Annotated in this window: 26 protein-coding genes; 15 read left to right on the top strand and 11 right to left on the bottom strand. The window is 62.6% G+C overall.

Translation table 11 applies throughout. From position 1 onward, the window contains the following. Positions 1 to 53: 53 nt before the first annotated feature. Positions 54 to 1,511 (bottom strand): MFS transporter, encoded by a 1,458-nt coding sequence (locus ACFWF1_RS20210; RefSeq protein ID WP_379280796.1) that lies wholly within the window; start codon positions 1,509 to 1,511, stop codon positions 54 to 56. Between the two features lie 74 nt (positions 1,512 to 1,585). On the opposite strand from ACFWF1_RS20210, the gene ACFWF1_RS20205 reads away from it, so the two are divergent. After that, positions 1,586 to 2,068 carry a MarR family winged helix-turn-helix transcriptional regulator gene (locus tag ACFWF1_RS20205; protein WP_379280797.1) on the top strand — a complete coding sequence of 161 codons (483 nt, stop codon included), beginning with the start codon at positions 1,586 to 1,588 and terminating at the stop codon, positions 2,066 to 2,068. Here ACFWF1_RS20205 and ACFWF1_RS20200 read toward each other — a convergent pair. After that, positions 2,065 to 3,057, bottom strand: a complete 993-nt coding sequence (locus ACFWF1_RS20200; RefSeq protein ID WP_379280798.1) for an Lrp/AsnC family transcriptional regulator — start codon at positions 3,055 to 3,057, stop codon at positions 2,065 to 2,067. The two genes, ACFWF1_RS20205 and ACFWF1_RS20200, sit on opposite strands and share 4 nt — an antisense overlap. A 135-nt stretch (positions 3,058 to 3,192) precedes the next feature. Between ACFWF1_RS20200 and ACFWF1_RS20195 the strand changes: the two genes are divergently transcribed. Next, a complete protein-coding gene (locus ACFWF1_RS20195) occupies positions 3,193 to 4,053 on the top strand; it encodes an NAD(P)H-binding protein (RefSeq protein WP_379280799.1) in 861 nt (286 codons plus the stop codon). Positions 4,054 to 4,099: 46 nt separating this feature from the next. Next, entirely contained in the window at positions 4,100 to 4,720 is a 621-nt protein-coding gene (locus ACFWF1_RS20190) for a hypothetical protein (protein WP_379280800.1), read from the top strand. A 75-nt stretch (positions 4,721 to 4,795) separates the two neighbouring features. Here ACFWF1_RS20190 and ACFWF1_RS20185 read toward each other — a convergent pair whose 3' ends face one another. Both ACFWF1_RS20185 and ACFWF1_RS20180 read right to left on the bottom strand, forming a co-directional pair. Further along, positions 4,796 to 5,218, bottom strand: a complete 423-nt coding sequence (locus tag ACFWF1_RS20185) for a PIN domain nuclease (protein ID WP_379280801.1) — start codon at positions 5,216 to 5,218, stop codon at positions 4,796 to 4,798. After that, positions 5,215 to 5,436 (bottom strand): ribbon-helix-helix protein, CopG family, encoded by a 222-nt coding sequence (locus ACFWF1_RS20180; protein WP_379280802.1) that lies wholly within the window; start codon positions 5,434 to 5,436, stop codon positions 5,215 to 5,217. Before ACFWF1_RS20180 ends, ACFWF1_RS20185 begins: the two co-directional genes overlap by 4 nt. 245 nt (positions 5,437 to 5,681) lie before the next feature. On the opposite strand from ACFWF1_RS20180, the gene ACFWF1_RS20175 reads away from it, so the two are divergent. The 4 genes from ACFWF1_RS20175 to ACFWF1_RS20160 all read left to right on the top strand — a co-directional run bounded on the left by ACFWF1_RS20175 (position 5,682) and on the right by ACFWF1_RS20160 (position 9,048). Next, entirely contained in the window at positions 5,682 to 5,999 is a 318-nt protein-coding gene (locus ACFWF1_RS20175) for a hypothetical protein (protein WP_379280803.1), read from the top strand. A 96-nt stretch (positions 6,000 to 6,095) separates the two neighbouring features. After that, a complete protein-coding gene (locus ACFWF1_RS20170) occupies positions 6,096 to 7,943 on the top strand; it encodes a lipase family protein (protein WP_379280804.1) in 1,848 nt (615 codons plus the stop codon). A gap of 53 nt (positions 7,944 to 7,996) precedes the next feature. After that, entirely contained in the window at positions 7,997 to 8,305 is a 309-nt protein-coding gene (locus tag ACFWF1_RS20165) for a hypothetical protein (protein WP_379280805.1), read from the top strand. Continuing rightward, positions 8,302 to 9,048, top strand: a complete 747-nt coding sequence (locus tag ACFWF1_RS20160) for a type II toxin-antitoxin system RelE/ParE family toxin (protein WP_379280806.1) — start codon at positions 8,302 to 8,304, stop codon at positions 9,046 to 9,048. The genes ACFWF1_RS20165 and ACFWF1_RS20160 overlap by 4 nt, the downstream gene beginning before the upstream one ends. A 38-nt stretch (positions 9,049 to 9,086) precedes the next feature. On the opposite strand, the gene ACFWF1_RS20155 is transcribed toward ACFWF1_RS20160, so the two are convergent. From ACFWF1_RS20155 to ACFWF1_RS20135, 5 genes are all read right to left on the bottom strand, one after another. Continuing rightward, positions 9,087 to 9,671: an NADPH-dependent FMN reductase gene (locus tag ACFWF1_RS20155; protein ID WP_379280807.1), complete on the bottom strand. Its 585-nt coding sequence runs from the start codon at positions 9,669 to 9,671 to the stop codon at positions 9,087 to 9,089. Positions 9,672 to 9,750: 79 nt separating this feature from the next. Then, positions 9,751 to 10,869 (bottom strand): hypothetical protein, encoded by a 1,119-nt coding sequence (locus tag ACFWF1_RS20150; protein WP_379280808.1) that lies wholly within the window; start codon positions 10,867 to 10,869, stop codon positions 9,751 to 9,753. Between the two features lie 9 nt (positions 10,870 to 10,878). Then, the gene (locus ACFWF1_RS20145) at positions 10,879 to 11,166 is read right to left on the bottom strand and encodes a hypothetical protein (protein WP_379322203.1); all 288 of its coding nucleotides are present in this window, start codon (positions 11,164 to 11,166) and stop codon (positions 10,879 to 10,881) included. Between the two features lie 91 nt (positions 11,167 to 11,257). Further along, positions 11,258 to 11,887: a hypothetical protein gene (locus tag ACFWF1_RS20140; protein ID WP_379322202.1), complete on the bottom strand. Its 630-nt coding sequence runs from the start codon at positions 11,885 to 11,887 to the stop codon at positions 11,258 to 11,260. A 256-nt stretch (positions 11,888 to 12,143) separates the two neighbouring features. Beyond that, positions 12,144 to 13,079, bottom strand: coding sequence for a MerR family transcriptional regulator (locus tag ACFWF1_RS20135; protein WP_379280811.1), 936 nt, complete (start codon positions 13,077 to 13,079; stop codon positions 12,144 to 12,146). A 133-nt stretch (positions 13,080 to 13,212) separates the two neighbouring features. On the opposite strand from ACFWF1_RS20135, the gene acpM reads away from it, so the two are divergent. The 3 genes from acpM to ACFWF1_RS20120 all read left to right on the top strand — a co-directional run bounded on the left by acpM (position 13,213) and on the right by ACFWF1_RS20120 (position 14,886). Next, a complete protein-coding gene (gene acpM / locus ACFWF1_RS20130; protein WP_379280812.1) occupies positions 13,213 to 13,518 on the top strand; it encodes a meromycolate extension acyl carrier protein AcpM in 306 nt (101 codons plus the stop codon). Beyond that, positions 13,515 to 13,958 (top strand): SRPBCC domain-containing protein, encoded by a 444-nt coding sequence (locus ACFWF1_RS20125; RefSeq protein WP_379280813.1) that lies wholly within the window; start codon positions 13,515 to 13,517, stop codon positions 13,956 to 13,958. The genes acpM and ACFWF1_RS20125 overlap by 4 nt, the downstream gene beginning before the upstream one ends. A gap of 208 nt (positions 13,959 to 14,166) precedes the next feature. Then, positions 14,167 to 14,886 (top strand): TVP38/TMEM64 family protein, encoded by a 720-nt coding sequence (locus ACFWF1_RS20120; RefSeq protein ID WP_379280814.1) that lies wholly within the window; start codon positions 14,167 to 14,169, stop codon positions 14,884 to 14,886. Between the two features lie 115 nt (positions 14,887 to 15,001). Here ACFWF1_RS20120 and ACFWF1_RS20115 read toward each other — a convergent pair whose 3' ends face one another. Then, a complete protein-coding gene (locus tag ACFWF1_RS20115) occupies positions 15,002 to 15,655 on the bottom strand; it encodes an Eco29kI family restriction endonuclease (RefSeq protein WP_379280815.1) in 654 nt (217 codons plus the stop codon). Between the two features lie 181 nt (positions 15,656 to 15,836). Between ACFWF1_RS20115 and ACFWF1_RS20110 the strand changes: the two genes are divergently transcribed. From ACFWF1_RS20110 to ACFWF1_RS20090, 5 genes are all read left to right on the top strand, one after another. Beyond that, positions 15,837 to 17,138, top strand: a complete 1,302-nt coding sequence (locus ACFWF1_RS20110; protein WP_379280816.1) for a DNA cytosine methyltransferase — start codon at positions 15,837 to 15,839, stop codon at positions 17,136 to 17,138. Next, positions 17,135 to 17,908 carry a very short patch repair endonuclease gene (locus ACFWF1_RS20105; protein ID WP_379322201.1) on the top strand — a complete coding sequence of 258 codons (774 nt, stop codon included), beginning with the start codon at positions 17,135 to 17,137 and terminating at the stop codon, positions 17,906 to 17,908. Before ACFWF1_RS20110 ends, ACFWF1_RS20105 begins: the two co-directional genes overlap by 4 nt. Positions 17,909 to 18,223: 315 nt before the next feature. Further along, the gene (locus ACFWF1_RS20100; RefSeq protein ID WP_379280818.1) at positions 18,224 to 20,545 is read left to right on the top strand and encodes an ATP-binding protein; all 2,322 of its coding nucleotides are present in this window, start codon (positions 18,224 to 18,226) and stop codon (positions 20,543 to 20,545) included. 8 nt (positions 20,546 to 20,553) lie between these two features. Further along, positions 20,554 to 22,215, top strand: coding sequence for a DEAD/DEAH box helicase family protein (locus ACFWF1_RS20095; RefSeq protein WP_379280819.1), 1,662 nt, complete (start codon positions 20,554 to 20,556; stop codon positions 22,213 to 22,215). Between the two features lie 94 nt (positions 22,216 to 22,309). Then, a complete protein-coding gene (locus ACFWF1_RS20090) occupies positions 22,310 to 22,846 on the top strand; it encodes a hypothetical protein (RefSeq protein WP_379280820.1) in 537 nt (178 codons plus the stop codon). Between the two features lie 178 nt (positions 22,847 to 23,024). Here ACFWF1_RS20090 and ACFWF1_RS20085 read toward each other — a convergent pair whose 3' ends face one another. Further along, positions 23,025 to 24,560, bottom strand: coding sequence for a CBS domain-containing protein (locus tag ACFWF1_RS20085; RefSeq protein WP_379280821.1), 1,536 nt, complete (start codon positions 24,558 to 24,560; stop codon positions 23,025 to 23,027). Positions 24,561 to 24,711 lie beyond the last annotated feature (151 nt).

The raw sequence follows: 24,711 nt of genomic DNA, 5'->3' as shown, positions 1-24,711 counted from the left end.
GGAAACAGCGGAGCCGACCCGGGCAAACCGGGTCGGCTCCAACAGTTCTCAGATCAGGCGTGTCCCACCGTCGCCGCCGCGTCGGGCGCCTTGCGCATCGGGATCAGCGCGGTCAGCACGATCGCGACAACGGCGGCCGCCGTGGCGATCAAGAACGTGGTGTGGAATCCGTCGCGCGACGGGAACACGTGCACGCCGAGCTGCATGGTCATGTGTGCGAGCACCACGCTCATCACCGCCGACGAGGTCGAGGTACCGACGGAACGCATCAGCGAGTTCAGCCCGTTGGCCGCGGCCGTCTCGGTGATCGGCACCGCGCCCATGATCAGCGCGGGCATCGCGGCGTAGGCCAGGCCGACACCCGCGGCGACGATCATCGACGCCACCATGATTTCCCAGACGCTGTTCATCAGCACCACGGCGCACAGGTAACCGGCCGCGATCACCGCGGAACCGAGCGCCAGCGTGATCTTCGGGCCGCGCGCGGCGGACAGCTTCGCCGACACCGGCGAGAGCAGGATCATCACGAATCCGGTTGGTGCCAGCGCCAATCCGGCGTTGACCATGGTCAGGCCGAAGCCGTAGCCCGTCTGTTCCGGCGCCATCAGCAGCTGCGGGAAGGTGAGCGACATGCCGTAGAGCGCGAAACCGACTGCGACGGAAGCGATATTGGTGAACAGCACTCGCGGTCGCGCCGAGACCCGCAGGTCGACCAGTGGCGAACGCTGACGCAGCTCGTAGGCGCCCCAGCCGAGGAACACCACCAGCGACACCGCGAACAGGATCAGCGTCGTCGGGCTGCCCCAACCCCAGTCCGCACCCTTGGTGATCGGAATGAGCAGCGCCAGCAGCGCGATCGAAAGACCAACCGCGCCACCGAAATCGAAGCGCGCGGGGGTACGCACCGGCGACTCCGGCACGAAGACGAAAACCAGCGCGGCACAGATGAGGCCGAGGCCGGCCGCGGTCCAGAACAGCATGTGCCAGTCCGCGTTCTGCGCGATCGCCGCGGCGAGCGGCAGGCCGAGGGCGCCGCCGACGCCGAGCGTCGCGCTCATGATCGCCATCGCCGAGCCCACCTTCTCGGCGGGCAGTTCGTCGCGCATGATGCTGATGCCCAACGGAATCGCACCGACGGCAGCACCCTGCAGCGAGCGTCCGATGATCTCCGGAATCAGCGAGGTGAAGGCCGCGCAGACGACCGAACCGGCGACCAGCGAGAGCAGGTTGACGAACAGCACCCGGCGCTTGCCGAACATGTCGCCGAGCCGGCCGCTGATCGGCGTGAACACCGCACCGGCGAGCAGGGTGGCGGTCACCACCCAGGAGGCGTTGGACGCCGAGGTGCTCAGCAGGTCGGGCAGCGTCGGAATGATCGGGATGACCAGCGTCTGCATCAGCGAGACGACGACACCGACCATACCGAGGGTGGCGATGAGGACGGCCGGCGATGGACGCCTTCGGTCTTCGATATCAGAGACGGTCGAAGACGCGTCGGCAGCAACAGTCACAAATGTGCACGCTACACATCTTGTGTATCGTGCACAATTGGATATAACGTGACGCACCCGACATAGTGAGGCCCATGTCCGAATTCGGTCCCGCCGACAACGCAGCGCTCACCCGCCTGGTCTACGAGCTGACCCTGCTCGCCAGGCACTTCCCCGCGTCCCTGCTGCGTCGCCCCGGTTTCCAGCTCGACCGCTCGGCCTTCCTCATCCTGACCAGGCTGGAGTACGACACCGCGCTGAGCCTGCGCGAGTTGTCCGAGACGTTCCAGCTCGACATCTCCACGATCAACCGTCAGGTCGGCGCGATGCTCAAGCAGGGGCTCGTCGACCGCGTGCCCGACCCGGACGGCGGCATCGCGCGCAAGATCCAGGCCACCGTCAAGGGATTGGATGTGCTGGCCGCCGATCGCCTGCAGAGCCGGGACGGCATCGGCGCGGTGGTCGCCGACTGGGCCGACGCCGATGTCGATCAGTTGAGCAGGTTGATCGCGCGGTTCAATCAGTCGGTCGAGTCCATCGAAGCCAATCCGTGGCCGCGGCCGCCGGAAGTGCGCTAGCGGACTCCCTTGGCGGATGTCAGCTCGGAGAGCGTCCGCCCACCCGCCTTTATCGTCGCGAGGACCGGTGCGGTCTCCAGCGTCCGGATCGCGTCGAGCTCGCCGAGGCGGCCGGTGAGGTATCGGTGCAGGGCGGCGGGGTCCGCACACATTGCCTGGGCGACGAGGTTGGCCGAGCCGGTGGTCGCGACCACGAAGGCGAGTTCGTCGTGCCCGGCCAGCGTGCTGGCGACCGCGTCGAGGCGGGCCGGGGCGACCGACATCCACAGCAGGGCCTGGGTGGTCGCGCCGAAGTGCGCGTCGTCGAATTCGACGTCGAAGAAGAGCGCGCCCGTCGCGCGCAGGTCGGCCAGCCGCCGGGTCACCGTCGCCGGCGACCAGCCGGTGGCCGCGGCGAGTTCGGCGAGGCCGGATCGGCCGTCCCGGCTCAGCACGCCGAGCAGGGCGGTCTCGGCAGCGGACAGGGTCCGATGCTGCGGCGGACTGCCGGATTCGATCTGAAGTTGTTGCTGCTGAGCGGTATTCAATGCGTTGACATGGCCGCGCCACACGCCGGGCCCGCCGTGGTAGGTGTGCAGCACCAGGTGCGCGGACACCCCGGTGACGCTCGAGGTGCGCGGAATGTCGTGCAGCAGTAGCGATCGCGAGGTCTGCGCGCCGAGTGGGACATCGACGATGAGCAGGATTTCGGTGCCGCCGGACATCAGCTTGACCCACGAGGTGTCGGACCTGCGAGCCAGTGAGTTGGCCAGGTGCTGTGCCGCGGCCGTCGTGGTGGTGAGTCGAACCAGCCACTGCGCCTTGCCGATTCCGTGCGTGTCCGGCAATCCGACGACGCGCAGGCCTGCCTCGGCGCGTAGCCGACGGTACCGGCGAGCAATGGTCTGCGTCGAGACACCGAGGACCGCACCGATCTGATTGAACGGTGCCCTGCCATCGATGTGCAGTGCGTGGATCAGGCCGCGATCCACGTCGTCCAGTGTGGTCATTCCTTTCATATCACCACGCTGTGTGGAAATTTTCCACTATCCGTGCGCGGTAGATGGATCGATTGACCGTCCCGGTCGCACTCTTGTCCAGGCAGCGGGCATTCGGCCCGCCCCATCGAAAGAGGAAGCGACACCATGATTCTCGTAACCGGAGCCACCGGAACCGTCGGCCGCGCGTTGATCGAGCAGCTGCGCACCGCGGGCGAACAGGTCCGCGCGACCAGCCGACAGCCGGCGGACGCGCAGCTGCCCGCGGACGTCGAGGTGGTCCGAGCCGACCTCGGCGACCCCACCCACCTGGCCGCCGCCATGCGCGGCGTCGATCGGGTTTTCCTGTTGTCCGCCGGACCCGCGATTCCCGAGCACGATGCGATCGTCGCTCGGGCAGCCGCCGAGGCGGGCGCCGTACGCCTGGTCAAGCTGTCGTCGGGCCGCACCGGCGACGACACCGCGACCGATCCCATCCCCACCTGGCACCGCGCGGGCGAACAGTCGGTGCGCACCTCCGGTGTGCCGTGGACAATCGTGCGCCCGCTCGGGTTCATGTCCAACGCGCTGCACTGGGCAGGCACGATCCGTGCGCACGGAGCCGTGTACGCGCCATATGGGCAGGGGCGCATAGCCGTCATCGATCCACGCGATATCGCGGCGGTGGCGGCCGTCGCGCTCACCACCGACGGGCACGACGGTCAGGTGTACACGCTGAGCGGACCGCAGGCGCTGTCCCCCGGCGAGCAGACCGCCGTCCTCGGCGAGGTGCTCGGCCGCCCGCTCGAATTCGTCGAAGTCGCACCGGAACAGGCACGTCAGGCCATTGTCGAGCACGGCGTGCCCGCCGAGATGGCGGATGCGATCATGGCGCTGCGGGCCACCGCGCTGGCGGCTTTCACCTCCGTCGTGCACGACACCGTCGAACGGCTCACCGGCGCACCGCCGCGCACCTTCCGGCAGTGGGCGATCGATCATGCCGCCGAGTTCCGCTCCGCCGCAGCCTGACTCGGCCCGGACAGCGGCACGGCGGCAACCCCCGTACGATCAGAGCGTGCGGCTGGGTGTGGGGTTGCTGGCCGTGTCCGTCCTCGTGGCCGGATGCGACGCCGGCGAGAACAAGTGGTCCGACTGGACCGTCACGGCGTATTACACCGCCGTCGAGTCCTACCATGACGGACCGCGCGAAACGGTGCACGGTTGCATCTACCTCGACTGTGTCGACGACGACGCTCAACTCGGCGATCTACCAAGCGATTTCGTCGACGCGGTGCGCGACGAAGGCACCGGCCGTATCACCAGCGGCAGCAACGCGGGCGCCTACCTGAACTGGTCCTACGACGCCGGCTTCTGGCTCGACTCGCAGCCCCGCGACGCCGCGGGCGAGATCCTGCAGCCCTTCCGCAGCGCCGCCGCCGACGGCCTGGCACCAGGCACCCGCCTGCGCCTCACCGACTGCGGCATCATCGACCCCGAAGCCGCCGCCACCTGCGCCAAATTCCAAGCCGCCGAATGGTCCGTCGGCGAAGAATTCATCCCGGGCCCCGGCGGCCCACACCACCTCGACCTCTACATCGGCGAGGAAACCTCCGCGGACTTCGCCGATTCCACCGACTTCCTCATCTTCGCCGGAGCCGCCGTCGAACCGATCGACGACGTGCCGAACGGGGCATAGCTCGCGGTGCCCTGTTCGCTGCCCGGAGCACCGGGCCCGAACACGGGCAGATCGCGACGGCGCTCGGCCCAGCGCCTATTCCGGCGGGTCCAGGCGTAGCCGTTCGACCGGCTGGCCCGTGATCTCGGCGACGAGTTCGAAGTCCTTGTCGACGTGGAGCACAACGAGTTTCGACTGTTCCGCGATGGCCGCGATCAGCAGATCGGGGATCGATGGCGCGCGGTGGTGTCCGCGGTCGGCGAGGGTTCGGAGCACCTGGACCGACCGGTTCTCGGCAGCCGGAGTCAGGTACTCCACCGGCATGCTCGAGAGGGGTGGGAGGTCGAGCAACTCGGTCAGATCCTTGGCCGATCTGGCCGAGTAGCCCGTCTCCAGCACGGTAACGGTGGAGATTCGCACCAGGCCGCGTTCGATGCGTTCGGCCCATCGCTGCGCATCGGGACTTCGACCAAGGCGAACCAACGCGGACTTGTCGACGAGCCAGGGCCGCTCACTCACGACCACGCCTGCCGCATGACCTCCGGGTCGTCGAGGTCTCGCGCTAGGCGGCCTAGTCGATCGAGGTCCGCCGCTGTCACCGGCGCCGCAGCCGACCGGAAGTCTCGGCTGATCCAGCGGCGAAGGAATTCACTGCGCGATACGCCCAGATCTTTTGCGCGCCGATCTATCTCGGCGATCGTCGAGTCGGGCACATCACGGATCAAGATGTCGGTCATCAAGCCCACCTCCTTGATATCGATGATATCAGCAGGAGACAAGCTCGACCAGAGGTTCAGCGCTGTCATTTCCACGCCTCAACTCTTGCCCGACACGGCCCCCAAGGGAACCCACGCCCGGGCAATTGTGGATAACTCGGGGGTGTTAGGGAACGACGTCCTAACCGGCGCAACGTAATACGAGGCTTTGGCGTCCGTTGGGGTGGTGGCGCGCTAGGCTCTGCGGCTGGGTCGGACCCGACGTCATGGGAGGCGCTTCGATTCACACGAAACAACACGCATGGTGGGACAACTACCTCGTGGCCCTGCTCGGTCTCGTGCTCGCGGCCGGATTCGCATTCGCCGCTATCGCCGCGGCCTCGGGAGGGGCCTATCCGCTGGCGATTGCCCTGGCGGTGCTGGCAGTGCCCTTCGCCGTTCCCACCATCCTGCAAGTGCTCGGCGAATTGCTCATCTACTTGATGATTCCGGTCGCGTTGGTCGGATTCGTACTGTTCCTCCCGGTTCTCGCGGTGAGTCCGGCGGCACGAAAGTGGGCGCGACGGCGGTGGCGGAACCGCTGAGCGCGAGTCGACGAAGATCACATCGATCGGCTGTCGGCCGTCCGTAGAGTTGTCGGCATCGAGCTTGCTGCGTAAACCGACGGACGGAGGCCCCGGGTGGGCGGTAGCAAGGCGCGGACCTGGGACGTACGTGGAATCGCGTGGTGGTTGCCCGGGCTCGCCCTGATCGTGTCGGGTGTGTTGCTGTACTCCCCCTTGGGCGTTTCGCTGATCGAGGGACGCGTTGTCGTCGCGGTCGCGATGCTGGTACTCGGCGCGTCCGCCGCCGCTCGGTGGTGGTTGGCGCGCAGCGGCGGTTCGTCGGCCGCCGAGCCCGATCAGCCGGCTGATGGTGACAGCTTCGAGTCCACCCCACTCATGCGCGCTCGACGGTTGCTGGGTGTCGAGGCAGCGCTTGCCACTGGGTTCGGCGTGCTCGGTATCGCCGCACTGACCATGTCTGTGTCGACGTCGTTCCTGTGGGTCGGGGCGTGCTGGATCGGCGTCGGCAGCTGCGGCCTGTCGGCCGGGGCGCGACGCGACGATGTGCTCGTCGCATCCGCGGCACTCGCGGGCTGGCAGGTGCTCGCCGGCTCGATTCTCGCGACGTTCCCCTTTCGCACCGGCCTGGATTTCACCGCATGGACGGTCATCACCCTCTTGATCACCGGGGTGGCGATGGTGCTCCGCGGTCTCCGGCTGACTGCTCCGCTGCCCCGCGCGAGCACCCTGCGCTGGTGGCGTCCGGCCGCGGTAACCGTGCAGTTGATCGTGCTCGCGGTGACAATCGGCTGGTACGGGACAATCGTCACCCAAACCGCCCGGCAGGACGCGGAACAAACCCGCCTGGCCGCCTTCTACCAAGTGCCACAAAGTATTTCACCCCAACCGCCGGGCACCGTGATCCGTTCATCGCCGATGTCACTGCCCGGCGTGCACGGCCACGGCCAGCGCGTCCTGTACTGGTCCCAGGACCGCAACGGCACCCCCGCGGTGTCGTCCGGCATGGTCTGGACGCCACTCAGCGAGGGCGCCAACCGCCCCATCCTGAACTTCGCCCACGGCACCGTCAGCCTCGGTGCCGAATGCGCGCCGAGCAGGAATTCCGGCATCGCCGCGACCATGCCCTGGCTCAACGACGCCCTCGACCGCGGCTGGGTGGTCGCCGCCAGCGACTACGCGGGCGCCGCGGGCACCGGCGACGGCGAGCACTACCTCGTCGCCACCGACCAGGGCCGCGACGCCGTGAACGCCGCCCGCGCCGCCCGCAACCTGCCCGGCTCCGGCGCGGGCACCGACATGCTGATCTACGGCATCTCCCAGGGCGGTCTCATCTCGCTGGCCGCCGCCGCGCTGACCCCCACCTACGCGCCCGAACTCCACCTCGTCGCCGACGCCGCCACCGCCCCCGCCTCCGACATCGCGGGCATCCTGCACGAACGCCCACCCCAACTCCTCAACGGCTGGGCCGTCACCCCCTTCCTCACCACCCAGTACGCCAAGGCCTACCCCCAACTCGACCCCAACGCCCTGCTCACCCCGCAAGCCGCCGCCCGCAACGAGGAAATGGCCGGAGCCGGTTGCGCCGCAATACCTTTCGCCGCCCTGTTCGCCCGAATCACCACCGTCCCCGGCATGGGCGACTACTTCAAGGGCGACCCCCTCGCCGACCCCGCGTGGCGCCGAGCCTTCGAGGAGAACCGCGCCCCCGACCTGCCGCCGGGCATTCCGGTCTATCTGGCCCAGGGCCTGGAGGACAAACTCGTCCCGCCGAAATTCACTGCAGCACTGGTCAACCGCTACTGCGCCGCAGGCACTCCCGTAACAACCCAGTGGAACCCCAACGTCGGTCACGACAATCAAAACGACCAAGCCGTCGCCCCCCGCGTCATCCAATGGTTCGCCGACCACCTCACCAACACCCCCACCCCCAACAACTGCGGTGACCCCCTCCCCGGCAACTAGGCAGCCAGATTCAGGGCGTTGCATATCTAGCTATTTCTAGCTAGATTTGCACCATGACTTCTGTTCGAGTGCCCATCACCACCGCATCCCGCAAGGGCGTGTCCGGGTTGGTCGCGGCAAGCGAAGAGCAGCGCGTCGTGCTGACCAGCCATGGCCGAGCGGTGGCCGTCGTCGATTCGGCTGAGCGAATCGACGAGGACATGCGCAAGATTCGCGAAGCCAAGCTCGCAATCCTCGATGCCGCCGCCGATCTCGCCTCGAAGCGGACGCGGAAGTTCGATCTCGCCGCGGTGTGCGTCCGGCTCGGCGTCGACGAGTCCAGGGTGCGCGCGCTGGCGGCCGAGCGGGTCGCGAATCGGTGAGGAAGGGCGAATCGTTCCCCGGCTGCCAGGCGGAGATCGAGTTCTCCGACGCGTTCGTCGAGTATCTCGAGGACCTGCCGCCCACCGAGTGCGAATCCGTCCTCGTGGATCTGCTTGCGCTGTGCGGTAATCCAGCGGGCAGCCATCCGCTGAGCAACCGCGGCACCGGAGATCGGCTGGCCGGCTGGAACACCCTCGATGTACTCGGCAAACAGCATCGCGTCATCTTCTCGAGCAGGATCGTCGACGACGTCGGCATCATCGAGGTGCTCTGCGCGGGCCCGCGCCGAGCCGACGCCGCCTATGACATGGCGAATGCGTTGATCCAGAGCGGCCAGCTCACGCTCGACGAAGCCACCGAACTGTGGCAAGCGCTGGTTCTGCTCGATGTGCTGGCCGAAGACATCGGCCTCGACGGGTGGGACTATCGGCCGGAGCCCGCGCCCGCTGGTCTCATTCGGACCGTCGTCGCCGCCGGGTTGCTCGACGAGACCATCGCCAGGGTGATGTCGAAGGACGAGATCAATGCGGCGATGTCGCAAGGCTGGGGCGCGGACGGGCCTGATCCCAAGGCCGCACTGCGCGCCGCCTTGGCGCGCGCCAGGGCTGGAGTGGACGCGGGCGACCTGAACCGTATCGTCGCCGACCGGGGCGAACCACGGTGTGACGTAGTGCTTCCCCGCGCGGGCGCGACCTGCATCCGCCGCAAGGATCACCCCGGGCCGCACCGCGCCACTCCCTGACTAGTTCGCGCTATCCAATTGTCTTGCTGGGCTTGATATCAGGCTACGTATGGGCGTTCGGCGCGGGCTGAGCGGAGGGCGGAGCCCCACCAGGTGAGCTGGTCGAGGAGTTGGTCGGCGGCGGTTTCGGGGGCGGATGGGTCCGTCAGTTTGCCTGTTGGGTCGAAGAGTTGGGCGGCGCTGTGGAAGCTGACGGTGTCGCGGACGGTGACCGCGTGTAGTTCGGCGAAGACGTGGCGAAGGTGCTCCACGGCGCGCAAGCCGCCGGAAATGCCTCCGTAAGAGACGAATCCGATCGGTTTGGCCTGCCACTGGGTGAAGTGCCAGTCGATCGCGCTCTTGAGTGGGGCCGGGTAGCTGTGGTTGTACTCGGGTGTCACCACGACGAAACCGTCGGCTGCGGTCAGTCGCGCACCGACGGACCGCAGGGCTCGCGCACCGTCGGGTTCCGGTTCGTGCGACATGTGAGCGGGCAGTTGATCTTCCGCGAGATCGATGAGATCGACCGCGATGTCGGCCCGCTTTTCGGCGTGTTCGACGAACCAGTTGGCGACCGTGGGACCGAACCGTCCCGCCCGGGTGCTTCCCACGATCACGGCGACCTTGACCGGATTCTCCGTCATGACAATTCCTTTCGACGCTGGCTACTGATGCGGGTAAGCGTCGAACATCAACAAAGGTTTATGTCAAGTCGCCGGTGATCTACTCGGCCGACCCGCTCCCGGGGACCCAGCCGCGGCCTACTCCGAAGGGCGTACCGCCGAGTCGGCCACGCTCGATTTCGATGGCGGGGCGCTTGCGGTAGTCGGCCGCGAGAATGGGCTCGACATCCCGGTTTTCGTAGGCAGCCAGGCACGGCGCGAAGAATGCGCAGGCCGAGCAGTGTGCCGGTGTGGGATTCGGGTAGACGTGGAGATCAGGGTTGACCATGTCCAGTATCTCGTCGGCCAATTGCGCACCGGCCGCGTGTATCTCGGCACTGTTGCGCCTGATTGTGGTGCGGCGGAGTCCATTACCTTCGATGTGGCTGATCCGGTCGGCGGTCTCCGCCGGTCGACCCTTCACATAGATGCGCCGGGGTGACGAGACACCGCGGCCACCACCGCTCGGCTCGTGCTGAGGGATGCCGCCACGCCGACGTTGGGGCGGCAGCTCGCTCCGGTTTCGCGAACCGTCGGCGGCTCGCGGTGAGAGCTCGTTGTAGATCGTGCCCGCGACCTCCATGCCGTCGTAGAACCGTCCCCACGCCCAGCACGCCGTCACCGAATCCTCCTCCAGCACAAGCTGTGCCACCGGCGGGAACGGCTCGTCGAGCACCCGGTGGCGCACGACCCAGTAGCGGTCGTACTCATCGATGGCCAGCAGGTCGATCCGCCCCGTGTAGTGGATTCCGCCGCCGCCGGGGCCGACCAGCCCATGCTCGGGATCGGCCGGGTCGGGCACGATCGCGTCGAAGTCGGTCTCCACCCGGATCGGCGAGAAGCGGTCGACGGTCGGCGCCCAGGAGAAGTAGCGCTCCAGCAGCAGGTGCGCACGATCGAGGGTGGCCTGCCAGTCCGGCGGCTCGGTGCCGAGCGCTTCGCGTTGGCGACCGAGCGCGTTGTCCAGCGCCTTGGTTACCAGCGGTAAGACGATCGCCGCATCCCAATCCCACATGCCGGGGAAGTAATAGACGGCGAGGGCGTCGCGCAGCGCCCGATCGAGGTCATAGGTGGTGCGCCGAACCGGACTCAGGCAGCGACGCCCGGTCGCGGCGAAATCCCACTGCCGACGGCACCGCTTGAATGCGGCACGATCGGCAGCACTGACCAGGTATTCCACCGCCCGGCCTCAATGCGTCCGGGGCCAGGGCTCGTCGAGCGGCCATCGGCAACGGTCGGCGCCGCTGCCGATCATCGACTCCATCTCGGCCAGTAGGTCATCGAGCATTTCGCGGGCGCTCTCGCGATCGCCGACCGCACGCTGCCAGCAGTAGTAGATCCACGTGTCGGCCGCGCCCGGCGAACACTCGCCTCCGCCGCGCCATCGATACGAATCGCCCCGGCGCTCGACATAGACCAAGTCGCCCGGCTGCGGGTCGGCAGTCAGGATGGCGTCGAGCAGCTGTTCGCGGTTCACGGCCACCTCGGAAGGTTTGTCCGGCGCTTCGAATTTTACGCCGCCGGACACTCCTATCCGCCGTCAGAGACGTTCGACCCGAGCAAGCCCCCTACTTCGCCGGAGTAGTGACCGCCGGCGCGGGCGGCGACGTGGTCGCCGTGGACGACGTCACGGTCGGCTGCACCGTAGGCGATGCGGTGACAGTCGGCTGCACCGTGGGTGACACGGTGGCTGTCGGCCGAATCGGCTCGGGGCACTTGTGGTTCCACTCGCCGAGGGTGTTGATCTCGGCGGGCGTGCGCGGATCACCCGTGTAGTCGATCCGCTCCGTGCAGATCACACCGCAGTTGTCATTGCAGTTGTCGGTGCCGCCCGGCCGCGGCGCGTTGGGATCACCGCAGAAGATCACGCCACAGTTGTCGGTCCCGCCCGGCGGCGGTATCGCACCGCAGTTCTCATTACAGTTGTCGGTACCACCGGGCGGCTGCGCCGCAGGCTGTCCCGCGTCGCCGACGCCGGGCCGCGACCCATCCTGACGTTGCGGCCCACCCGGATTACCCTGCGCCGGAACCGAACTCGTCGGAGTCACCGTCTTCGTCGCGGTAACCGAAGTCCCGGTCACCGAACTCGGCAGCGGCGTACGGGATTCGGACTCCTTCGTCCCGCATGCCACCACCAATACCAGTGTCACCGCGGCCAGTAGCACGCCCAAGACCACACGCAGCCGTCTACTCATCATTACCCTCATCTCCTCCAGCTGCCGAAGCAGCACCCCGAACCGAACCTAAAAGTACACGGCAACCGAAACTTTCGGATAAATGCCCCAGGTCGAATACCGATGCAGCGAGGCCGGCTGAGCAACCTGCGGCGTGCAACTGTTTTACGTTGTGAGCATCATGGAATTCGAAGGTGCGGAAGTAGTCCGCGAAACGCAGTACTTCGGCGACCCCTTCGCCCCCGGGCCCCTCTCACGCGCAGTGGGTCGAACCGATGGATTAGACCCGCTGTGCCGATGCGATGGAGCCGGTCAATGCGTCGTATAGCCAGCGATGGGTTGGCCCCACAGTGATACGGGCGCCGAGCAGCTGCCCGGTCAACGCCCAATAACGATGAATCCGGTGGTCGGCGTCGGTGGCATCGACCAGCAATTGCCGGCGGAAACGCCGCGAATCACGTTCCCCGCGCGCCCTGGCATGGGCCCTGACGTAGCGATCGAGTTCGCTGCCCTCGTGCGGCGGCGCGCCGGCCGCGACCAGTGCCACCACATCCGCCATCAGGTCGCCCACATCGAAGTACAGCCCTTGACGGTCGCGGATCAGCTCCGGCCGATACCGCCAGAGTTGCTGTCGCACAACACGACTCAGTTCCGGGTCAGCGGCAAGCGCGGCCAGTTCGGCAAGCGCGACAACCTCGTCGACGGACGGATCAGCAGGCGGCTCCGGGACATTCCAGCACACCCATCTGTCGACCTCGATCCTTGGCACCGGAGCGAGGACGCGCTGCCAGAACCGTGCGAGGCAATCGTGTACCGCACCACTGTCCTGCGCGGCGGCCAGCAACGCGAGTCGCTCGACCCGCTGCGTCGGGGCAGCCGTCTCGACGGCCCGCACCGACGCGCGTCGCCAGGCCAGCGACCTGAATTCGAGGTCGAGTCGCGCACTTTCGGCGGCGATGGCCTCATCGATCGACCGCTCGCCGTGCAACACGTCGGTGATCGAGCCCAGCCCCAGACCCAGCGCCCGCAACCGCCGGACCAGCAGCAGTCGTTCAATCGCGCTGTCGGCGTCGAACATCCGATGCCCACCCGCGCTGCGGCGAGGTTCCAGAATGCCCTCGTCGCAATAGAACCGGATCGTGCGCACCGAAAGCTCGGTGCTGCGCGCCAACTCACCGATACTCACCAGCGCGCTCGCCTGTATGTCGTCCGTCACAACTAGTTGAACCTCCACCCCGGTGGAGCTCTTAGCGTACTGGCACTGCCGTTCGACCCCAGCCGGAGGAACCAGCGCCTAGTAGGCGAGGGCGCACCGCAGCTATGTGATCGCATCGAGGAAAAGAGGATTCGTGGCAACCACGCAGGAAGAAATCGTCGCAGGCATCGCGGAAATCATCGAGGAAGTGACCGGCATCGAGGCCGCCGAGGTGCTGCCGGAGAAGTCCTTCGTCGACGATCTGGACATCGATTCGCTGTCACTGGTGGAGATCGCCGTGCAACTCGAGGACAAATACGAGGTCAAAATCCCCGACGAGGATATGGCGAGCCTGCGCACTGTCGGCGACGCGGTCGCCTACGTCCAGAAAATGGAAGCCGAGCAGCCACAGCTTGCCGCCGAATTGGAGGCGAAATTCAAGGAAGGCCAAGAGAATTGATCGCTGACGCACAGCTGAATCCCGCTGCCGTCGAACTCGGCAACTTCTTCCCGCAACCACCCGACACCGTATGGCGCGCGCTGACCGAGCCGGATCTACTGGCACGGTGGCTCCTTCGCCCGATCGGATTCGCCGCCTCGGTCGGAACCCGCTTCCGATTCACCTACCCCACCTCACCGATCGATGAGGTGTCCTGCGAAGTACTTGCGGCCCGGCCGTACGAACAGTTGACCTACAGCTGGCTACATCCGCAGGCCGAGCACCCCGCCCGATGGATCATCGACTGGACGATGCGTCCCCAAGGCCGCGGCACCCGACTTCTGTTGATGCAGAAAGGTTTTGACATCGAAGACCGTCGACAGAAGATGGTCCGCAACGCCACCGAGCGAAGCTGGAAACGTTCCGTCCTACCGCGACTCGGTGAGGTGATCCACCAATAGAGTCTGGAGTTGGCCGGGTCGCCGGAACGCCGCAGTCGACCCGACCATCTAGGACTGCGGCGCGGCGCGCACGCCCGAGGCCGCCAACTCCTCCGGCACCGACCTGCCCGGCTCGTCGCCGCTTGATCAAGGGGCCTCAATAGCTGGGCCGGCCAGAGTTGGACTCGATTCGCGGCCTTCGTCATGGTGCGGCAGGGTTGGACGCACCATGACCGACTACGACGATTCCGCGCAGACCAGCCGGTGGCGGCACGGCGTGCGGCTCGGCTTGTGCATCGTGTTCCTGCTCGGGATGTTCTATCTCGTTGCCGTCGCACGGGTTATCGATATCAACGGCGTGCGCGACATGATCGCCGAGACCGGTCCAGCCGCGCCGTTCGTGTACGCAGCAGTGTCGGCGCTCCTCGGCGCCATTCTTGTTCCTGGCTCGATTCTGGCGGCCGGGAGCGGTCTGCTTTTCGGACCACTGGTCGGGACATTCGTGACATTGGGTGCGACCGTAGGCACCGCGACAGTCGCCGGCTTCCTCGGACGACGGGCAGGCCGCGAGAGTGCGCGCGCCCTCATCGGCGCCGAACGCGCAGATCACCTCGACGCCCAGATCGAACGCCGCGGCCTCTGGGCCGTAGTCGCCCAACGCTTCATCCCCGGCGCCCCAGACGCCCTGTCGTCCTACGCATTCGGCGCCCTCGGCGTCCCCCTATGGCAAATGGCCACCGGCGCCTTCATCGGCTCAGCCCCCCGAGCCTTCGTCTACACCGCCCTAGGCGCCTCAATCGGCGACCTCTCCGCCCCCCTCGCCTACACCGCAATAACAATCTGGTGCATAACCGCCATAATCGGCGCCTTCACCGCCCACCGCACCTACCGCACCTGGCGCCATCGCCGCGAAGAAGCCGATCGAGCCCCGAAACCGCTAGACGGTTAAGTGCAATTCGACCAAGTTCCGATACGGAACAACCTGTGCCCAGAGTCCCCATTCATGCTGACGAAAAGGTCCGTGTCCAAACTCCGCCCCGGTGACACGGCCCTACTGCCGGTATTCAAGAGCCCGGGAGATCCCGCACTGGATGGGGCCATGGCAGATCCGGGTAATGAACAAGCTGCTGATCGATGTGCGCCGCGACTAGTCGCTCAAGCTCGTCGATACTGTGGTCGGAGTCTCCAAAGCTTCGCGCCCTTCCGGCATGGAAGGTGTCCCATTTGCTTCGCCCGCTTTGTCGAGTCGCGGCACCTTGCTCGTGACTGCCGAATCCGGTCAAGACGCTGTTCCAGACAGGTTGATAGAGTCTGCGCAAACCGTCTTCTCCTAGATCCGCGTGCACATCAGGCATCAGGAGTACTCGAAACTCGAACTCCGCCACCAGCAAACCACCCTCGTCGATGGAGCGCCGATGTGCCTTCAAACGCAGGTAGACCGGCCGAAGTGACGACTTCACTCGTCCCGTAGCACTATTGTGCGACGCTCCTTGACCAGCGTAAAGCGGGATCTCAGTCCGAGCGAGCGGGGTGTACTCGCCCACGGATTCCCCGCGATAGTAGATTGCGTACAAGCCCGCCCCGTCGAACCTTGGCACCTGCTCCGCCATAGAAAACAGCGGCTGTCGTTCCAGCGTCTGGCAAATGATCTCTGTCAGGTGCTCGGTGGATAGCGGATCGAAGAACGCGGGTTGGAAGGAACCGTCCTTCACGGTCATGCTTCACGCTCCTTGTCAGTGCCTGCCGCTAGGGTCGGTGAGCGAGGTGGAGTACTCGACTCACCGAGACCTTACTTGGTGAGCTGACGGACCGTTTGGGATGGCTCCGAGCGTCTACCGACGCAGTAAACCCAGTCTCCAGATGTCACAATATTCACAGATTCCGCGGTACGCTTTACCGGTGCCTGAACAGGGAAGAGAGCCAATGGTGGATCGAACGGGGGTCGAGCTGTTCGCAGGTGCGGGCGGCCTGGCCATGGCTGTCCATCAGGCCGGCTTCCGCCCGCTGTTATTCAACGAGTTCGCGAAGCGGGCGTGCCAGAGCCTGCAGGCCAACGGCGCGAAACCTCGCGGGGATGTGGAGTGGGTTCCCGAGCCAGGTGAGCCGTGGCCGCTCGTCGAGGGCGACGTGCAAGAGCTGGACATGACGTACCTGCACGGCCGCGTCGATGTGCTCGCCGGAGGACCGCCCTGCCAGCCATTCAGCCTCGGTGGTATTGCGAAGGGCGACGAGGACAAGCGGAACATGTTTCCGCAGATGTTCAAAGCGATGCGGCACATTCAGCCGAAAGCGGTCATATGCGAGAACGTCCAAGGTCTCCTCAGACCATCTTTCAGGCCGTACTTCGAGTACATCCTCCGCGAGATGGAGATGCCCTTCGAGTTGCGTGACCCGAACTCTCGTTGGCAGGATCATGATTCGGTTCTGATAAAGGCACAAGCCACACGTAGCGGCGACCTGCGCAAGCGGTATGATTTAGTCGTTACCCGCGTAAACGCTGCCGATTACGGGGTTCCGCAGATCCGTCATAGAATTATCATTGTCGCGTTCCGTGCGGATCTGAATGTAGATCTCGAACAATTCAGATCAGATGTACGGCCTCAATATTCCGAAGCTTCTTTGTTTCGCTCGATGCGCGACGGTTCCTACTGGAAGCGGCATTCCAGGGTCCCCAAGCATGTTCGCGATCGTGTGATGGCAAGACTTCCTCAGGACATTCCACTACTCGATGATGGATTACAACCATGGCGGACGTTCCGAGATGCGATCACAGGTATCGACGAAAATGAAGGAAAGCCGCTCCCGAAGATCTCGTGGGACAAATTGGACCGCAAAGAATATCGCGTTGGTGGGTTCACAGATCACATCGGTTGGCCTGACGCACGGATCTACAAGGGGCATACACCGAACGAGCTGGATCGTCCGGCCAAGACAGTGAAGGCTGGCGTACACGGCGTGCCGGGTGGCGAATCGGTGATGCTGACAGACGAGTTGGACCCAGCTGACGACACGACCTATCGACACAGGTACATGACCGTGCGTGAAACGGCACGAGTAATGACGTTCCCAGACCATTGGAAGCTGGAAGGCCCGAGAGGGGAACAGATGCGGCAGCTCGGAAACGCGGTCCCCGTCAAGCTTGGGTCTGTGTTCGCCGAAGCTGTCGCGAAAGCCTTGGACAAGGCGGAAGTTTGCTCATGACCGCTGAGGGGAAGTCGTCTCAGAATCGTTGGAACGACAAGATGCCCCCAGACCGGGCCTGGAAGGGCAGGCCCGGACGAAGCAGGTCAGCACTATCGGCTGAGCAAGATAGAGCGGCTGGCGGGAGCCACCGTCGACTGGTGGATCTAGGCGGTGGCCGCTTCGCTCGCGCCTCGGTCTCGTTGAGGGTGTACGCGAGAACCCGACGGATCCGAGCGACCTTGCGATGGGGCGATGGCGAGAAATCACCAGAACGGTACCTGGGCGAGGTTGGATTCGATACCCGTGCGGCCAACTTGACCGAAGGTTGGCGACGGGCATGGAACAGGGGCTTACTCACCGAGGAGAAGCTTCCGAAGGGATCGACAGCGTCATCCCTCGCAGTGCGTGCGTCCATGCGCGGTAACCGCGGCAGGGACACCAGGCCTGAGAAGCGTCTCAGATCCCTTCTGTACAAGGCTGGCCTTCGCTACCGCGTGGATGCGGAGCCTCTAAAAGGCCTCGGGCGTCGAGCGGATGTCGTATTCGTGAAGGCGCGAGTGGCTGTGTTCGTGGATGGCTGTTTCTGGCATGTCTGTCCGGAACATCACCGAGCAGCGACACGCAACACCGAGTTCTGGCAAAAAAAGTTTGGTGACAACCAACGGCGAGACGCAGAAACCACATGCGTCCTTACAGAAGCTGGCTGGACTGTCATCAGAGCATGGGAGCACGAACCTCCCGATGAGGTCGCCCGTCATGTCATCGCCACCGTGCGCGGGACGGCCTAGCCCTGGAGCTCATGGCCAGGTCTCCTCAACGGTGGTCGGTTGGCACCTCTAGAGAGTATGCGTAGCGTTCATGACGGCTCTACCGCTGTGCGCGACCCTGCATCCAGGTTCGGATGCGAGCCCAGACACTTAAAGTTTGGAGATTGTGATCATCTCGATCGATGCTGAGCGCCAGACACACTACTGTTAGTCGCGCGGGGGCACAGCCTCGCCGTACACATCTGGTCACGATGGACTGGGTGCGGCGCAGGGATCACTCGGCGATGGCGTACCCCAACGCATAGAAGTGCGTCTTCGAGGGGATGGAGTTGGGTTTTGGCAGGGGATCAGTTCATCAATGTCACGCCACACCCAAGGATCTTGGGTGTGCTCGGCGATATCGAGTTCTCTCAGTGGCAATGTCTAGCAGAGCTCGCCGACAACTGCTTTGACGAGTTCCAAGCAGCTGGCGAGGCAGTCCATAGACCATCGGTAACGATCACGCTGCCTCCCGCTAGCTCGAACCGTGCGTCCGCTGAGATCACCGTGCGAGACAACGGCCGCGGTATGAGCTTGACTGCGGTGACCAATGCGATCAGTGCGGGCTGGACGAGTAACAGCCGACACGGTTCGCTCGGGTTATTCGGTATGGGATTCAACATCAGCACTGCCCGACTTGGGCGGCGGACTACAGTGCGCACGAGTCGTGCTGGCGACCCCGAATGGATCGAAGTCACGTTGGACCTAACGAAGATCGCAAACTCGTCCAAGTATCTGGCACCATATCGCACAGTCCCGAAAGCCAATCCAAGCGAACATGGAACCACGGTCACTATCAGCGAGCTGAAACAAGATCAACACTCCACTTTGTGTCGGCCTCGCACCCAGAGCGTTATCCGCGACAAACTAGGAGATGTCTACAGCTACCTCTTAAGAGAGAAGGGGTTTCTACTGACACTGAATGGCAAGAAGGTTCAGCCGCGAGTGCCGTGCATATGGGATGCGAAACGCACCGTAACACGGCAAGGAGTCGAGATCCATGCCGTTCAGCAGATCGATCATGTATTGAGTTCCAAGAAAGCGTGTATGACGTGTGGATATTGGAGTTCCGCTGACGCCGAACAGTGCGAAGAGTGTGGACAAGATCGCATCGAACTACGCGAGCGAAGGATTTGGGGCTGGGTCGGAGTTCAACGATATGTCCATACATCAGACTATGGCATTGACTTCCTTCGAAATGGGCGAAAGATCCTCCAAAGGGACAAGCGCGTCTTCTACTGGCAGGACGAAGACGATCTCGGCGATCCCGAGCTCGAGTATCCCATTGACTCCAAAAAGCCAACGGGAAGAATCATCGGCGAGATTCATTGTGACCATGTTTCGCCCAACTATCAAAAGACGGCATTCGAGTTCGAGACCACTGAATGGCGGCAGGTTCTACGTGAAGTACGAGGAACCAGCCCCATTCGACCGCAGATCGCCAAACGTCTGGGTCTGCCAGAGAACCGTAGTCCGCTGGCCCTTCTCTTCGCGGGCTTCCGCCGCCAAGACCCGGGGCTGAATTACCTAATTCCTGGAGACGGCCATAATCCCCTACACGAGAAGGCTGCGAAGTGGGCGGACCTCATGAGGAATGGGGACCTGGACTATCAAACAGACGAGATGTGGTATCAAGCCGCGCGCCAGCATGACCACCCAGTCGAGCCTGATCTGGACCCGACCTCCGGCGAGATTCTTCCCGGCCTGAATATCGACTCTGTCGAGGTCGACCCAATGTTCCCCACGGACGAGACGCGAGGGAAGAGACCGTTCACGGAAAAGGAACCGCCTGCTGAGACGGTTAATGCGCGTCTTCAACGGTACCGGGATCACGCAGAGGCGCTCGTAGACCTTACTGGCAAGTACCTCCTTGATGATCTGGGCAGCGTAGAGCTGACAGTATGGGCAGTCCGAGGGCAAGAACTCGTTACCAATGAAGGACACGTAGTCCCGGTTGCGGCGATGATGCTTCGGGCTCCGACCCTAGAGGTGTTCGTCAACGCTGGTCATAAGTTGTTCAGCCAATTTGGAACCGATATGCGCGACATGGCGCTTGTTGAGGTTGCCGAGTTCATGCGCGCGCGAGTCAACAGAAAGATAGATACTCCCTTGACAGAGATCGTGGGAAATCTCAAAGCTCAAAGCTCAAGACCGCAGTTGACCGTGGCCGCAGTAGCGGATGAGTCGGAGCGCCTGCTTGAACGTGTCCGAGCCGCGATGGTTATTCCCGTCTCAACTAACCCGAGCAGCGTCTGGGAATTGCTGACAAACGACGAACGGGCCAGCACGGAGCGAAGTTTCGCTGTTCAATCTGGTGGATGGCCGTCCTGGGATGATGCTCGTACGAGCGGAGAGTTCATTCGATACATCCCAGCGAGCGCGATAACCCGCATCATCAAGGCTTCCCCGGAACTATTTCTCGACGGCCATGTTTTCAAGCACCGATACCAGGATCTGACTGATGCGAGCGCGAAGGCTCTCGTTCTAGATCGCGTCATAGGCCCGTTGGGCGACCTCACGCTGCTCGACCAACACAGCCCACGGCTCGATAGTGATGAGTTGTCACGGACCCGAATCAGTTGCCGTTTGATCACTCGCGACCTCGCAGACGACATATAGGGCCAGGTATGCGTCGCTTCCTCGATACAGCCTCCCTTCTTAGCTCTGGTCCGATACAGTTCCCTCGCCAGATTGAACGCCTTTTGTGGCATTTGGGTTTTTCGGATGTCACGAATATCGACGGATCTGGTGATGAAGGGGGCGACATCCTCGCCAGTCGGCGAAGCGAGACCTGGGTCTTCCAGTGCAAATGGAAACGAAGCGGCGCGGTGGGCGCCAACGCGGTGGAAGAGGTCACACGGGCTCACACCCGATACCGTGCGCATCATGCTGTCGTCGTGACCAATGCCCGGTTCAGCCCGTCCGCGCAACAGCGGGTCGAGAGTATGAAGCGTCTCGGGCCAAACATACTGCTTTGGTCCGGAACAGACCTGACGACAAGCTTCGACCGACTTCCACCTCGATTCGATGAGATTGCGCTGCGTGGGTATCAAGTCGACGCGTTGCGAGCGATCCTCAGTGATCTCGATACCACCCGCCGCGCATTGCTCGTGCTCGCGACTGGGTTAGGCAAGACAGTCGTGGGTGGAGAAGTAATCGCAGCGCACTTGCGCCAGAATCCCGCATCGCAGGTTCTCGTAGTCGCTCACGCCAAGGACTTGGTCCAGCAGTTGGAGCGAGCATTGTGGCGCCATATTCCTAAAGATGTACCAACACGGCTTCTGACCGGTGACACCCGACCGGACGACCTCTCCGGGATAACCTGTGCAACGGTCGGATCCGCGTTACCTGCAGCACGATTTGGTTACCGACCAAGTCTCGTCATGATCGACGAGGCTCACCACCTAGGCGAGGAAGGGCAGTACGACAAATTACTCGAAATTCTAGGCGATTCACAACATTTAGGTGTAACGGCCACGCCCTGGCGAGGAGATAAGCACGACATTACCCGCCAATTCGGCACTGCCAGCTTCAGCCTGGGAATCGAGGAGGGAATGAAGCGCGGCTATCTCGCTCAGGTCGATTACCGCCTATTCGTCGATAACATAGATTGGGACGTTGTCCGAGAAGCCAGTATCCACTCATATGGACTGGCAGAGCTCAATGCACACTTGTTTTTACCTCAACGAGACGAGGCTATCCGCGATGAGCTGGCTGCGGCATGGGCGGGCACCGCACGGCCCCGAGCCATCGTCTTCTGTCGCACTATCGAGCATGCCGAGCGTCTCGCGGACCTGCTCGTACGAACACCACTTTGGTCAAACGCCCTCGCAGTACACGCAGGGCTTGGAAAGCGAGAACGGCAGAGCCGCCTGCTCGCATTTCGATCTGGCGAAATCCCACTCCTGACCTCTGTGGATATTTTAAATGAAGGCGTAGACGTGCCCGACGTTAATATCCTCTGTTTCGCTAGAGTCACTCACTCACGTAGGATTTTCGTTCAACAACTCGGACGAGGGCTTCGTTTACGCGAGGGCAAAGACCGTGTCACAGTCTTGGATTTCGTGAGCGATCTCCGTCGGATCGCCGCGATCCTCAAGATGAAGCGCACATTCGACAGATACGACACTGAGGTTGAAACCTTACATAAGGCAACATCGAATATAAACTTTAGTGACCAGCGAGTATCCACACTTATGGACGAGTGGATCAAAGATGCCGCTAGCCTCGAAACCGCATATGACGAGCACCGGCTTCAGTTTCCCGCCGGCCTGACAACTTGGGAATAAGGTAACCATGCCTCTGAGACAGCTACCTCCATCCGTCCGCGAACGTCTCATAACCGAGATATACCGCCAAGCGCATGAACTGGATTGGGAATTCTTGAGCAACCCGGAGAAAACTCATCAGTACCGCAAGTGGATTGAAGATCCGCAGGTTGGCAAAATTCTACTCGACTACGGTCCAGAGAAAGATGCAAGAGTCTGGATCAAAGACGTGCCGATGAAAGAGTACACTAGAGCCCAGGAAGGAATCGGTAACTACGTGCGCTATACCGTGCGGCGATTCAAAGGTCCTCAGGAAATTATTCAGGCGGCGTTCGGTCACGGATGGGATATGATTCCGAACACTATCAACGTCAAACCTAACCATTGCTACGCAACAAATGGGACCTCAACCCGATACGTCTGCTGGGGACACGCAGGAACCGTTCGTGACCTTGTCTGGGCCGCGCTGAGCATAGCGGTCTCGGGGGGCGACAGACCTGCGATTGTCGTTACGACACGCGATGGCGAAACTATCGACAGTCCTGTACGGGAACTACATTCTGCGCTGGCCGAGCACTGCAGAATTGATTTGAGCTACCTTCATCGCGAACTAATTGTGAATCCCGAGTACAACCAGCCGCAGGCGCACTAGCTGAACAGAATGCACACCATCTATTTGCTCAATTACTCATGTTCAACAATGCAGCCATCAAGACGCATAGTAGATCAGTGGGCATGCCCCCAATGCGATACCCTAGTCTGGCGAATGAGTCCATGCCTCGCCTCGGAAGGTGCGCAGGCACCGTGAAATTCAGCGGAGACACCTATGTTTACACGGGATCACGGGTGATCATCTTCAGGATTTTCAGCAACTCACTCGCCGCCCTCAGCTGCTGGTGTTCACTATCAGGCGCATCAACATTCCAATGAGCGAGCTCATTGCGATATCTAGCAACCGATTTCAGTCGGTCCACAAGCCCCTGCCGCTCCAATGGCCAACCTAGCTTGGTCCATACCTGATCGTTGTTCACGACGAATGAATAGTTACCGAGGGTTAGATCCTTTGCGGACATCACACTGTCCTTGCCTCTTTTGAGGCCACTCCGTAAATCTTCGACAGAGAGACGGTCGAGTGCACGACGGAGCCGTCGTTCGATCTCCTCTAGTACCGTAAATGGCATGATCCGAGTTCTGAGCTCGCCAGCCAGATCAGCTGTGGTTACAATCCCGGTCACTATATTCTCGGCGTCTACAACAATTACGAAGCCGAACCTCTGGATGTCATCAATTCGAGCGAAGAGTTCTTCCTCTCCGTGTGCGGCTGGCGGATACGCGTCTGCGCGAGACTTCCATAGAGTGACATTACGTTGCACCAAGCTTGAATGCGCGATACTTTCCCATGTGACAACACCCTTGAGACGTTGGCGATTATCCACGATGGGTAGCTGCGAGAACCCGCGTGTGACCATCAGCTCGATTGCCCGTTCGAGCGATTCCTCAGCTGCAACCGTAATAATTGGCCCATTTTGTCGAATATTGCCGATTCGCCATGTCAGATCTCTACCGACGGCTGCTCCTGAAATTGTTTCCGAACCAGTACCCTGATCGCTTTTGTCACCTGAATTTTTCTCACCGATGGTCAGCGGCAAAACCGTGACTAGACTATCGAGCTGCACAGTCGCGAAATCCGGCTCGACCGCGAGGTGGAGGTTACGAAGAGCCTGATTGACATCATCCACAACATCGCTTGTTCGACGCTCATGACCCCACAGACTGATGAGGGATCGCACAGACAACTGCCGCGCGCCAGAATTAAGAACGTCCTCCTGAAGTTCATCGTGAGTCGCTGGTGAAATAATGTCACCTGAGTATCCAGGGTCGACACCAGTATCCAACAATGCCTTCACCCGCTCTACACCATTACGCCGACTGAGCTCGCTAATTGTCAGATATGAACCCATGCTGGCCCTCAGATCGCCAGCGATGGCGGCGCGCTCGACGCTAGAGTTCAACCATTCGACAGGACGTACATGCCTGTATCCAGGCGCTGCATTTTTACGATACTCGTAGCCCCCATCGATTTTTCCGATCGACACTACATCACGATATTTTCTCGGCATTACCACAAGATCACCAACCTGCATCTCGTTTACGAAGCGCCACAGTTGGTGTGTCCAATTATCGATTGTTGATCCATGCTCATTGCGGTAGCAAATCGCTAAAAGGTTACGCAAGTGATCAATGTCTTCCACCTCCGCAAGATCATGACTCACGCTGCCCCATCCAGCGATTGCTAATCCGTCCGCAAGAGCAGACTCTTCACGTTGCCCATCCCAACCACCACGCACAGTCCATGCATGAACCATTCCACCGCATCCTCGATAAATCCCCTGCAGCACAGAGGGAACGATTAGAGTCGACCCATAATAGCCAATAATATATCGACTCCTCGGATTAAGGCCTGAATCTGATGCAGCCCGCACCCGCTGCCAGACCGATCAAACACGCGACCGGTCA

Origin of the sequence: Nocardia sp. NPDC060255 (genome assembly GCF_042727395.1) — a bacterium.
Classification (GTDB): Bacteria; Actinomycetota; Actinomycetes; order Mycobacteriales; family Mycobacteriaceae; genus Nocardia.
Note: the sequence above shows the minus strand (reverse complement) of the source record. Positions and strands in the feature narration are given on the sequence as shown.